The 12430-nt window shown below is 58.0% G+C and carries 10 protein-coding genes; 1 reads left to right on the top strand and 9 read right to left on the bottom strand.

From position 1 onward, the window contains the following. Window positions 1-18 precede the first annotated feature (18 nt). Window positions 19-591, top strand: coding sequence for a helix-turn-helix domain-containing protein (locus NIZ92_RS07095; RefSeq protein WP_235332425.1), 573 nt, complete (start codon window positions 19-21; stop codon window positions 589-591). A 9-nt stretch (window positions 592-600) separates the two neighbouring features. On the opposite strand, the gene NIZ92_RS07090 is transcribed toward NIZ92_RS07095, so the two are convergent. The 9 genes from NIZ92_RS07090 to NIZ92_RS07050 all read right to left on the bottom strand — a co-directional run bounded on the left by NIZ92_RS07090 (window position 601) and on the right by NIZ92_RS07050 (window position 12430). Further along, complete coding sequence (locus NIZ92_RS07090) at window positions 601-1017, bottom strand: hypothetical protein (protein WP_009459478.1); 417 nt, start codon at window positions 1015-1017, stop codon at window positions 601-603. Between the two features lie 13 nt (window positions 1018-1030). Beyond that, entirely contained in the window at window positions 1031-2146 is a 1116-nt protein-coding gene (locus tag NIZ92_RS07085; protein ID WP_226349538.1) for an aminotransferase class V-fold PLP-dependent enzyme, read from the bottom strand. A 15-nt stretch (window positions 2147-2161) separates the two neighbouring features. Then, the gene (locus NIZ92_RS07080) at window positions 2162-3460 is read right to left on the bottom strand and encodes an MFS transporter (protein WP_009459482.1); all 1299 of its coding nucleotides are present in this window, start codon (window positions 3458-3460) and stop codon (window positions 2162-2164) included. A 99-nt stretch (window positions 3461-3559) separates the two neighbouring features. Next, the gene (locus NIZ92_RS07075; RefSeq protein WP_254002956.1) at window positions 3560-5959 is read right to left on the bottom strand and encodes a mechanosensitive ion channel family protein; all 2400 of its coding nucleotides are present in this window, start codon (window positions 5957-5959) and stop codon (window positions 3560-3562) included. A 43-nt stretch (window positions 5960-6002) separates the two neighbouring features. After that, the gene (locus NIZ92_RS07070) at window positions 6003-8444 is read right to left on the bottom strand and encodes a DUF3772 domain-containing protein (RefSeq protein ID WP_035268314.1); all 2442 of its coding nucleotides are present in this window, start codon (window positions 8442-8444) and stop codon (window positions 6003-6005) included. 307 nt (window positions 8445-8751) lie between these two features. Next, window positions 8752-10344 carry an NAD(P)/FAD-dependent oxidoreductase gene (locus NIZ92_RS07065; RefSeq protein WP_254002955.1) on the bottom strand — a complete coding sequence of 531 codons (1593 nt, stop codon included), beginning with the start codon at window positions 10342-10344 and terminating at the stop codon, window positions 8752-8754. A gap of 104 nt (window positions 10345-10448) precedes the next feature. Next, complete coding sequence (locus NIZ92_RS07060) at window positions 10449-11276, bottom strand: SDR family oxidoreductase (protein ID WP_254002954.1); 828 nt, start codon at window positions 11274-11276, stop codon at window positions 10449-10451. A 9-nt stretch (window positions 11277-11285) separates the two neighbouring features. Beyond that, entirely contained in the window at window positions 11286-11894 is a 609-nt protein-coding gene (locus tag NIZ92_RS07055) for a cysteine hydrolase family protein (RefSeq protein WP_115635041.1), read from the bottom strand. Further along, entirely contained in the window at window positions 11894-12430 is a 537-nt protein-coding gene (locus NIZ92_RS07050; protein WP_035268326.1) for an aromatic-ring-hydroxylating dioxygenase subunit beta, read from the bottom strand. Before NIZ92_RS07050 ends, NIZ92_RS07055 begins: the two co-directional genes overlap by 1 nt.

Raw genomic sequence — 12430 nt, 5'->3', positions numbered from 1 at the left:
CTCCTCAGCCCTGCGGGCTTGTCTTACAATGACGGCTTTACTATCTACCCCCGCTTCTACATGGCCGCTTTGCGTATTCGCCAAGTCCGACTTCATAAAAAACTGTCTCTGCGCAAGCTGGCCGAGCTTGCCCAAGTCTCCCCCGGCCTGATCAGCCAGGTGGAACGCGGTTTGACCCAACCCAGTCTGGATACCCTGCGCCAGATTGCACGTGCGCTGGATACGCCCTTGTTTTCCCTGCTGGATGACAATGTGGAGCAAGTGGCGGTGGTGCGCCAGAACGAGCGCATGAGCATTCAATCCGCTTCGGGCGTGCAGTACCAGCGGGTGTCGCCGGGCTTTGGCAGTATTGAAATGCTGGCGGGCTTCTTGCCGCCGGGAGGAAGCTCGGTCGGGCAGCGCTGGAGCCACCCTGCCGAGGAATGTGTGCTGGTGACGGAAGGCCAGCTGCTGGTCGATGTAGGGGATGATCAGCACTGTCTGCAAACGGGCGATAGCTGTTATTTCAACTCCAGCCTGCCCCATGCCTACCGCAATCCTTACGACACGGATGTGCGCTTTATTGTGGCGATCACCCCACCCAGCTATTAAGCACGAGCACTAGGCGGCGCTGTGCAGCTGGGCCTGGATCAGATCCAGCTCGGTTTCATGGCAACGCTGCAAACGTAGCCAGCGGTTTTCATCCATGTCTGCACCGCGTGTCGCCAGCATGATCAAAATGCAGGAATTCTGATCCAGCGGCTGCACCATGGCGCTGATGCGCGGGGTACGTTGCGTGGCGCTACCTACCCAATAGCGAATCAGCCCTTGCTCGGCCAGAATCTCCACGCTGACATGGGTTTGGCCACCATCAAACAAGGACGTCCCCACCACCAGGCCAGGCTCCACCGTTTCGGTGTCAAAGCAGCCCAGGGACCAGCGTCCCAGCGCATCCAGATCCGCCATATAGTCCATCACGACCTTGGCGGATCGTTCGATACGACGGCTGGCCTGATGAGCCCAGGTTTGGCTATCCATATCCCCTCCTCCTTTACCAACCGGCTTGCAAGGTGTCGCACAAGCGCAGTACATCCTGCTCGGTGCAGACATTACCGGGCGACAGACGCAATACGCCGTCACGCTGATCGCAATAGAGCTCCTGCTCACGCAGCTGATCCACCATAGCCTGAGCGCGCTGGGCACTGCTGGCGCGCAACATGATGCTGCCGCCGCGCTCGTTCTCGGCCAATGGGGTCAGCACGGGCCAATTGGCTTTGGCCGCACGATCCAGCAAGACCGCCGTCAATGCCCGGTTTTGCTCCAGCAGTTTTTCCACGCCGGTTTCCAGCACGAAACGCATGCCAGGCAGGGACGCAATACTTCCCAAAATAGCCGGTGTGCCGTGGTCGAAACGACGCGCGCCGTCAGCATAGCTGAACTGGTCCAGATTCCAGTTAAAGGGATTTTCCTGGCTGAACCAGCCGCGAAACTCCGGCTCGCACTGCTCGATCAAATCTGCACGCACATGCAAGAGGCTGGCACCGGACACGCCGCATGCCCACTTCAAGGAGGCCGACAAGGTAAAGGCCACGCCTTCATGCACGGTGAACGGCACCAGCCCGGCAGCTTGTGTCAAATCCAGCGCCATCAGGCTGCCGTGCTCCGTCGCACATTGCGCCATACGATCCACATCCACCCGATGCGAGGACGTCGAGCTGACCCAGGTCACCAGGGCCAAACCCACACTGTCATCCCAGGCATTGATGAAATCATCGTCCGTCACATAGGACAGGCCGGCGCTCAAAGGTACGGTGCGCAAGGTGAAGCCCAGGCGCAAGGCCAGTTTTTGCAACAGGAAATGCAGGCTGGGAAAGCAATCGGCCGCAACCAGCAAGGTACGTCCTTTAAGCACATGCGAAGGCAAAGAACCCAGAATGCTGTAGAGGCCGCCTGTGACGTTTTCACTTAGCGCAATATCCTTGGAATCAGCACCAATCAAACGGGCCCAGGCATCCATGAAAGCCTGTTTCTGGCCCAGAGCGTACCCCCACTGGGCATCGTCCTGCGCCGACCAGACCTGGCTGAACTGATCCAGCTCGGCACGCATGGCCGCTTCCTTGCCCTCGAACATGCCAATGGAGTGATAAAGAAAATATCCGGACATCATTTACTTCCTTGAAAATCAATCGGCCAACTGACGGCCAGAGGTTTCCTGCACCGTGCTCAAAGCCACAATCCCGATCAGCGCCACTACCATCACGTAAAAGGCAGGTGCCATGCTGGAACCGGTCAGGCCCGTCAGCCAGGACGCCACGAATGGCGCCGTCGCTCCACCCAGAATGGTGGCGATGTTAAAGCCCAGCGACACGCCGCTATAGCGCACTCGCGTAGGGAACAATTCGGCATACAAGGGGTAGCCCACGGCCTGCACTACGATGAACGGCAAAATGGACACGGCCACCGCGATCACCGCCAGCGGGAAACTGCCCCAGGAGGCGACCCACATCGTCAGCGGCACCAGCACCAGATAGCCCAGCAAGCCAATCGTCAGCAAGGGTTTGCGGCCAAAGCGATCAGACAGGCCACCGGCAAAAGGCATGATGAAGGCCGAGCACAAGGTGACCAGGGAAATCAGCCAGAACACCGCGGTGCCGTCGTATTTCAGGGTGTGAATCAAATGGGTACTCAGATAGACCACGCCCACGTAGCCTGCTGCATTCTGTGCAAAACCAATGGCAATGACTTGCAAGAGGGGACGGCGGTAATCACGCACAATCAAGGACAAAGGCGAATGCTCGGGGTGATGGCTTTTGAGCATTTCCTTAAAGCGCGGCGAATCCTCGATACGTGAACGAGCCCAGACACACAGAATGATCAAGGGAATGGACAGTAGAAAGGGAATACGCCAGCCCCAATCCAGCATGGCTTCCTTACCCACCAGCGCCGTCACCAACCCCGCGACGCCGGTGGCCAGGGACAAGCCCAAAGTGGCGGCGGCCGGGTTGAACGCGCCAAAGAAACCGCGCTTGCCGGGGGGCGAGCATTCCGCCACATAGGTAGCTGCGCCCGTAATTTCACCACCGGCAAAAAAGCCCTGCAGCAAACGACACAGCAATAGCAAGGCCGGTGCAGCCAGGCCCAGCGTGGCGTAGGTAGGCAACATGCCCATCAAGGCGCTGGCCACTCCAATGCCCACAATCGTGAACATCAAGGCAGCGGTACGGCCATGCTTGTCGCCAAACCAGCCAAAGAAAATACCGCCCAAGGGGCGTGCCAGAAAGGCGCCGCCAAACACGGCCAATGTGGACAGCAAGGCCGCGTTCTCATTGCCGGCGTGAAAAAACAGCACGCTTAGCGTCACAGCCAGGACGCCGTACAGCTGAAAGTCGTAATACTCGATCATGGTGCCCAAACCCGCTGCGCTGGCGGCACGCCACGGCGATACGGGGGCCTCGTCCTGTGGGGACTGTTTCTTGCTCATGTCTCATCCATCCTGATACGCATAATGCGTCTATTCTGTTTAGTGTGGCTAAACAAATTATACGGATGAATATTTCAGCTTTCAATCACTGGGAAAACCCTAAAGGTCGGGGTCGTCGGCCCTGTCCTTGTCCATGGCTTCCTGAACCCAGCGTTGGGCAGGATGCAGACTAATGCCCTGTTGACGCAGACGACGCAGGATATCGAGCATCAGATTGCTGCGCACCCGGCGCTGGACTCGCATGGTATTGATGAAACAACGGGTGCTGAATGCCACCCCATCCCCAAAAATTCCGTCGCAAGACAAGATAGGGGCTGGCTCGGTCAGAATTTCCGGCTCGGACTGTACGGCCTCACGCAAAATCAGCATGACCGCATCCGCGTCCACATCCAGCGGAAACAGCAAGCGGGACTCGATCGCGCCCAAGGAGGTCGGGGTGTAAGTCAGATTACGCACCTGCCGCCCCATCATCTGGGAGTTGGGAACCATGACCATGGTGCGATCAAAGCGCTCAACATAGGTCGCCCGCAAACGAATCTGGCGCACATTGCCTTCGCTGCCCTCTACCTCCACCCAGTCTCCCACTTTGACGGGACGCTCAACCATCAGCATCAGGCCAGAGGCAATGTTCTGCACAATGCCTCGCAAGCCAAAACCCAGCCCCACCGTCAAGGCCGTAAAGATCCAGGTCACCGATTCAATCGGCACACCCAGCATGGACAGGCAGATCACCAACAGAACAAAATAGGCAACGTACCCAACCATGCCCACGATCGCATTTTGCAGGCCCGGCTCCAGCGTGGTGTTAGGCATGTAATGCTGACGCAGCCAGGTACGCAGGAAATGAATCAGGACGGCCCCCACCAGCATCACGCCCAAGGCAATCAGCCACAAGTCCAGGCGCCACTGCACCGCTCCCAGACGCAAGGCCTCACGCGAGACATCCAGCCCCGACTCCAGCATCTGTTTGGGTTCAGTTAACCAATCCCCACTCACCATCCAGATCGCCAGAAGCAACACGCTCATCCGGGCGATAGCAAAAAACACAACGATGAACTGGCTTTGCACGCGAATCGGCGCAGCCTCTGGATCATGGCTGCGGTTACGTAAATAGGTCAGCAAGGAATCCGCAATGTCCTGCAGCCACACCATACAAACGTAGGCCAGCAGCCCCAGGATCAAGGGCATGGTGATGAAATGCGACATCAAGTCATCCGACAGGCCTTGCCAGCCGCCGATGAACAAGCCCAACACCAGAATGTAAACAAGGACGCCGCCTTTAAAGGCCAGACGAGCCCAACTGCGTCCCGTTCGGCTCGCCCCCTGCCCCGCGACATCAGTACGATTGAACAGCTCGTCTCGCAGAACCCACAAGCCATAGCCATACAGGATCAAATACAGCAGGCTGCTCACACCATCAGCCATGGACTGAAATGCATCCGATAAACCTATCGATCCCCGAAAAAAACTGCTTGTGATGTCCGCATACACCAGCAGGAAAAAAGCGGGTGCAAGGTAACGCAGCCTATGCTGAGTCTGAGTGGAAACGGGAATCAAACGCCAGGAAGCCCGAGGCTGAACCACCATACTCTTGAGACAAGCCAGCGCCACTGCCGCAGCCCAAGCTCCTACTTTCAAATAAGCCAGAAGCTCAAACTGGGTGGGAGAAAGGCCTGGCCGTTGAAACACCAGTTCAACCAGCTGGTCCACTACCACCCAGGTAGCGATAAACCACAGGAAGAAATTGGCAATGATCAGACTGGAGCGACGCAAGCGTCCGGCTGGCAGATAACGGCTTACCCATAGGGGCATGACGCGGAACAAAGCCAGCATCACAAGCAGAACCGCCGCCGCCATCCACAATGAGGCGCTGCTTTGCTGCCAACTGCTATTGCTCCATGTTCCTCGCCACTGCTGGGCAAAGTCAGATAGTTTGGAACGGTCAGCGGGCCAGGCCTGTGCAAGTTCGGGCAAACTTTCCAGCAGGATCAAAGAGGCATTGCGTCGCCAACGCTTCGCTTTCTCATAGCGCACCGTCGCCTCTCGCAGCAACTGACGAGCTTGTTGCGCCTCCACCTGCACCAGACGCGCTACGCGCAGATCAGCCCGCAAGGCAGCATCGGCACGGCGCAATTGCATGCGTTCGTTATGAACGATGAGCTGCTCGGCCTCATCGCCCGAATCTTCGCCCAGCTCCTGCAAACGTGCCTTCAACAGGCGGCTGCGCCGCTCCAGAGACTGCACCACCCGTCCGGACAGCTCCTGCGTTCGCACCAGCTTTTGATCTTCCTCGTAGCTGCGCTCGGGCCGTATCGATACCTGGTTGCCTTCCAGGCGGTACTGCATCAGGCGGATTTCATCCTGGGCCTGCTGCAGCTCTCGAATCATCTCACGCTCTTGCTCTACCTCGGACAAGGCTTGTGCCTGTGCCTGTGGCCAGGCCCCCAGCAGAGCCAGAAACAAGAGCAAGACCTGCACACCTAGTCGTAGCGTCTTCATGGCTGTTGTCTCCCTGGGGCCTGCCTGTTGTTTTTATCGAGGTTCAATCATTCAGCAAGGGGTTGCCGCTTTCATTCTGGCTGGCGACCGGTGTATTGGGCAACACCGTCATGGTCTGAGTATGGTGCAACGCCAGACCTTCCTTGCGTAATTCATCCAGAATATCGAACATCAGGACACTGCGTACCCGGCTGCCAATGCGAGGCGAGCTTACATAGCAGGTCGCCGTGAACTGCAAGCCGTTGGCATCAAAGCCATCCAGCGTCACATCCGGCGCCGGGTCGGCCAGCACGTCGCTGTAGTTCTGCATCACATCCAGCATGATAGAACGTACCCGTTTAGCGTCTGTGTCGATAGGCATATTGATCTTGACCTTCACTACCCCCAAGGGATTGCTCAAGGTCACATTACGCACGGTTTTGGTGATGAATTCGGAGTTCGGCACGATCAAGGTGGAGCGGTCGAACATTTCAATTTCCGTGGCACGGGCATTGATCTTGCGTACATTGCCCTCTACCCCGTTCAGGCTGACCCAGTCCCCAATTTTGATGGGACGTTCGGCCAGCAGAATCAGCCCCGATACAAAGTTCTGCACCACCGCTTGCAAGCCAAAACCGATACCCACCGACAAGGCTGAAATCACCCAGGCCATGCGCTCCAGACCGATTCCGAGAGACGAAATCGCCGTAGCCACCACAATAAAGTAGCCCACATAGCTGAACAGATTAGCAGTAGACACTCGCATACCCGGATCGATACGCGTGGCGGGTAAAAGCTGGTTGGCAACCCAGCGCTGCAAGGCTTTAACGAACAAAATGCCCAGCACCAGAATCAGCACGGCCAGCAGGACCGAGCTGGGTTTTAACTGAACCTGACCTAAAGAAAAACCTTTAACCAAAAAGCCCAAACGACGCTGCAGCCACTGCGTGGGGTCTTCCCCAAAAGGCAGCAAGACCAGGGTAATCGCCGTAATAATCAGGCATAAACGCAAGGCTCCGGACAGCACGATCACGATCTGGCTGCTGCCACGCAATTGCGTACTGGTCCATTCATTAGCGGCGCGCTTCTCTTTAAATTGCAGCAAGAGGCTTTGACCGATATCCGCAATCAGCGCGACCAGGACATAGCAGGTGCAAATCACCAGACTCAGCCACAACACCTCTTGCACAATCAGACTGCTCAAGGCGATGTAGCCCAGCAAGAAGGCAATCATCCCCAGCCCAATGACCACACCCAAGGTGATAGGAATGGCGCGTAACCAGGTCGCCCCCTGCTGAACCGGAGCCGTTTTCTGTGGGTCCTCGCCACCTTCTGGAACGGGAGTCTTGTCCCGTCCCTGGCTCAAGTTCCAGGCTGCAATGGCAATAAAGATGCTCAGTGTCAGCGTGTTAAAACTGTTGACCAGCAAGGTAGTGCTGAGCGTGGCATTGATCAGGCCCAGCAACTGCTGCGACATCCAGGTCAAGGCCACCATGATGCCCAGAGCAATGGGCAACCATGCCAGCTTCAAAGCCACATTGCTGGGAATGGGAGGCAAGCGCCAGCTAGGACGCTGCGCCGACAAAAGCACACGGCCCATCCCGGTCACAAAGCCACCCAGATACAAGGCGAATACGGACTTGGACACAAAGCTGGACAGATCCGGAGCCAGATTGCCGTTCCAGTAAAACAACCCTGCCGCCACCGATGCCAACAAACCGGGCGTCAGGCTGTAAAGCACAATCAAAGCCGTCGCATAAAAAGAGCGTCGCAAGCGCGAGGGCTTGGTGTGGTTGATGGTAAAACGCTCCAGCCCCCGTACCGCCCAGACCGACAAAGCCAGCAAGACCAGAGCCAAGGCTCCTGCCGACCACAGCACATAAGCGGGCAAATCGATTACCCGCTGAGCCAGATCCTTGCGCATGCGTTCGACCCTGGCCAGATCACCGGGCAAGTCGCGCGACACATTGCGCCAGAAGCGTGGTGTCAACACGGACTGCGACTGCCGACCCAATTCCGCCTGGAAAATTACGCGGCGCTGCTTGGACACCTGATCCAGGCCTTGTGTTGTTTCCACGCCGATCAAACGGGCCAGCTTGATCATGCCGTCCAGCTCGGTCACCGCCTGCTGCAATTGAGCACGCTGGCGCGCAATGTCCTCGGACTCCCCCGCCGGATCATCCACAGGCCCCAACTGATTCAGACGCGCGGTCACGCTCAACAGCTCAGGCTCCAGACGCACACTCATTTCCTGAGCCTGCTCTTGCGCCAGCAGCAACTGATTGCGCAAGGCAACCAGATCGGAATCGCCCAAGCCATCATTTTTCTGCAAACGGTCCTGGACAGTTTGCAGCGTGTCACGCAATTCATTCAGGGATTCACTGGCCTGCGCAGGCGTCAATGCCACCGTCTCGGCCGTCACAGGGACAGCGGTAACAGCCAGCACCACAGCCAGCAGCCACAAGGACAAAAAAGCACACAGGCGCGAACGGCGAAAAGCGTGCATCAATAAAACTCCGGCTAAACAATGAGGCCCCAAGCATGAAACCGCCAGGGCAGCAGAAAACATGCACAGAATACCGAACTATTGTGGGCTTGGCGCATGAGGTATTCACGAGAACCCTGTTTTTTTAGGCGATAAACGCCCCGAACTGCTCACTTTTCAGGTTCCGGCTCCTTTACTCCCCCTCATCCCCCCCTTCTGGCTGAATGCCAAGAAGTAAAAAAAACCGGCCAGAACAGGTGCAAAACACCTACCCCGGCCGGTTATTCTGCCTGCAGGTATCAAACCTCAGGCACAGGAACAAGCAGGATTAACGAATCTGCTCCGCCACCATGAATCCGGACGCTCCCGCCAGACCTGGGCCTGGATGGGTGGACGCACCAATGTGGTAGACATTCTTGTACGGTGTGGCGTGAGACCGGGCACCGTTACTGGCGGCAAAGGGGCGCATCCAGAAGAATTGGTCAGGGGAGCAGATGCCCGAGTAGGGGTCGCCGCCCACCAGGTTGCAGTTGATGGATTCCAGATCCGCCGGCGACAGTACCTTCTGGCCCACGATTTGTTGACGCAAACCGGGCATGACGCCTTCCAGTTGGTCGATGATGCGCTCGGCCACGGCCTGGCTGACTTCTTCGGTCCATTTGCCGTCTTCCGGCACGTCGATCTTGCCAGCAGCATCACCGCGCAGCTTGGACGGCATGTCCTGCATCTGCATCCACAGTATCCATTTGCCTTCCGGCGCACGGCTGGGGTCCAGCGAGCATGGCTGGCCGATAGCCACGGTGAACTTGGCCGGGATCAGGCCGTTATTGGCCTGGGCCACGCTCATGCTGACGTCTTCCAGGCTGTCGGACAGGTGCAGCAACGGTACTTTCAGCAGCTCTGGATCGCTCCAGTTAGGCATGCTGTCCAACGCCAGATGAATTTGCATGTCGCCACGGCCAAAGCGGTAGGCATTAGCTTGTTCACGTACTTGAGCGGGAGCACCCGGCAACAAACGACCATAGAGCTGTGGCGGTGTAACGTTGCACACCACATGGCTGGCTTCGTAGACTTGGCCGCCGGCACGCACGCCACGGGCTTTTTGTCCTTCCAGCACAATTTCTTCCACTTCGGTGTTCAGTTGAATACGGCCACCAGCCTTTTCAATAATGGCGCATAGCGCACGCACCAGATTCTGGCCGCCACCTTTCACCACGGGCATGCCACCGGCCACCACGGCCGCAAAGGTCAGCTTGCCGATCAAGGCCGAGCAGGCGTCGTCAGGGCCCAGGCCCGAGTGCAAGACCCAGGGAGCCATCATGCCGCGCACACGGTCATCTTTCAGTTCACGGTCAGCCCAGCGGCGGAAGGATTCCAGGGACTCGCGTCCGTACTGGACCATGCCGTCCATGCGGCGCTTGCGCCATTGCGAAAACAGCAAACCCAACAAGCCACGGCTGTATGGCTCGGTGCCCAGCAAGCCGAAGGTCAGGCCCGCATCGTGCTCGAACAACTGGCTGCACATGGCACCAAAGGCATCGCCATCACCAGCTTGCAGACCATTGATACGCTGAATGGAATCGCCCACATCGTGGCGCAGGGCCAGGCCTTTGCCATCGCTGCCCACTACGCCGGTGGTGTAGCCGTTTTCCAGAAACTCCACGCCCTGGGCGGCCAGATCGTCTTTCAAACGGGCATAGGCAGCGCCGGATGTGAACAAGGGGTACCAGGACGACAGCAACTCATGGGTAAAGCCCGGAAACAGCTCCTCGGTACGGATACACCCGCCCGCGCGGTCGTTACGTTCCAGTACCAGGACTTGCTTGCCCTTTTGCGCCAGCAAGGCGGCACATACCAGGGAGTTGATGCCACTGCCCACCACAATGACGGCATACGATTTTTTATTTGTTGAGTCTGTCATCCCACACCTTTTTTAAATTGCCCTGAACGGGGTCAGGGCTTGTGAACACACAACAAGAAACAGGTGTTCACAAGCCCTGGACATCTTTTACCGCACTTTTTGATTTATGAGCCAGACGACTGCGCCGGCCAGCGTTCAAACCAGTGACGGGGCGACTTGCCCTGCTCTGGCCCGAGCACGGAAAAGCCACCGTCCACGGGCAGATCAATCCCTGTCATCCAGGAAGCCGCGCCCGACACGGCAAACAAGACCACCTGAGCCACTTCTTCGCCGGAACCGACTCGACCCAAAGGATGAACCTGCGCCCCCACCTGATTGGCCAGCTCGCGCGAGCCACCGCTCATGCGCTCAACGGATGGCGACCAAGTCCAGGCGGGCGAAACCGTCAGCACACGAATCCCCGAGGGAGCCAATTCCACGGCCAAGCTTTTTGTAAATTGCAGGATGGCCGCTTTGGAAGCCGGATACAGGGCGCGCCCGGCCACGCCGAATTTGCCACCTGTACTGCCCATATTGATGATGACCCCACCCTGCCCCATATGCGGCGTGGCTTTCTGGGCCAGAATCGCGCTAGAGATCAGGTTCACATCCAGCGTTTGATGCCATAGCTCCCGGCTGGAAGCCAGACCTTCGTCCCCGTAGGAACAGGCATTGTTCACCACAATGTCGATGCGGCCGGTTTGTGCCAGGGCGGCCTGCACGCAGGCATCCAGCTGTGCATCATCACAAATATTGGCGGCCATGAACTGGGCCTTGCCCACGGCCTGCAGACGCGCCTCGGTACGCTGACCTTCTTCCTGACTGCGACCCACGATCAGCACCCACGCACCGGCGGCACACAGAGCCAGGGCGATGTCCGCCCCCAGCCCTTGCGTGGACCCGGTCACGATGGCGACCTTACCTTGTAAATTCACCTTCATGTCCTGCTGCATGTGCTTCTCCTACTCTACTTTTGGTGCGCCGAACACCGTCGCCCAATCTTCGTCCCGGTCAATATGAGCAATCAGGCTCATGCTGGCCAGGGAGGCCTCATGGGTCGCGGGGGGAGCACCACAAGCGCTGGCCACCACCGCCACCTCATAGCCCATATCCACCGCATGGCGCACTGTGCTCTCGACTACAGAATGGGTAGCCACACCGGCAATTACCAGGCGCTCCACGCCCAAACGACGCACCACTGGCTCCAGCGCGGAACCAAAGAAAGCGTTGATACGCGTGTGGTGAACTTCAAACTCATCGGGCAAGGGAGCCAGCCCGTCAAAGAACTGGGCTCCCCAACTGCCAGTCTGCATGGCACCGATTCGTTTCACATTGTGCAGAATCGGCGCATTGCACAGCAGGTCGGCATAGTCAGGCCGATAGCCCACCCGCACATGCACAATGGGCACGCCCTGTGCGCGGGCCTGCGCCAGCAAACGGCCTGCGGCCTCGATCAAGGCCTGACGCTGGGGGCTATTGGCCTCTACCCCCACGCGGATCAGGCCATCGGCGTGCAGGACGTCGTTTTGATAATGCAGGGCCAGCAAGGCTGTGTGATGGGCTGCCGACATTAGATGTACACCTGAATAGCGCCGTGAACCGCGTCACGATCCACCAGGTTCACCTGCTTCATGCGCAGTTTCCAGCCACCGCCCTCCTGGGCCTGCAGCTTGTGAATCAGGCTGCCCACACGGTAGACCGGATCCTTGCCACGCCACTCCATGGAGTGGAAGCTGGAACGCACCACCAGATAGCCTTCCGGATCAGTGCCATCAATCATCACATTACCCAGCACACGGCAGGACTGTGTGATTGGCTGCTGGGACCAGTTGCGGTGGTTTTCCAGACGACGGATACGCAGTTCACGCAGCAGCTTGTTTTCCCAGCACAGGGAAATGTGCTCGTAAGGGCTTTCCTGATCGTAGCTGTGAGGAATCCAGTACATGCCCTCCTCGGTCCACAGATCCAGCCATGCTTGCCAGCGACGCTCGTCCAGCAAACGAGCTTCGTGATAGATGAACTGCTCCACTTCACGGATGGCTTCCAGGCTCAGGTTCACAGGCGTGACCTGATCCACGCTGACGTCAAAATCAATATCAAACAACAT

This window comes from Alcaligenes sp. 1735tsa3, assembly GCF_024134565.1.
Classification (GTDB): Bacteria; Pseudomonadota; Gammaproteobacteria; order Burkholderiales; family Burkholderiaceae_B; genus Alcaligenes; species Alcaligenes phenolicus.
The sequence above is the reverse complement of the archived record's forward strand: the minus strand, read 5'-3'. Positions and strand labels throughout refer to the sequence as shown.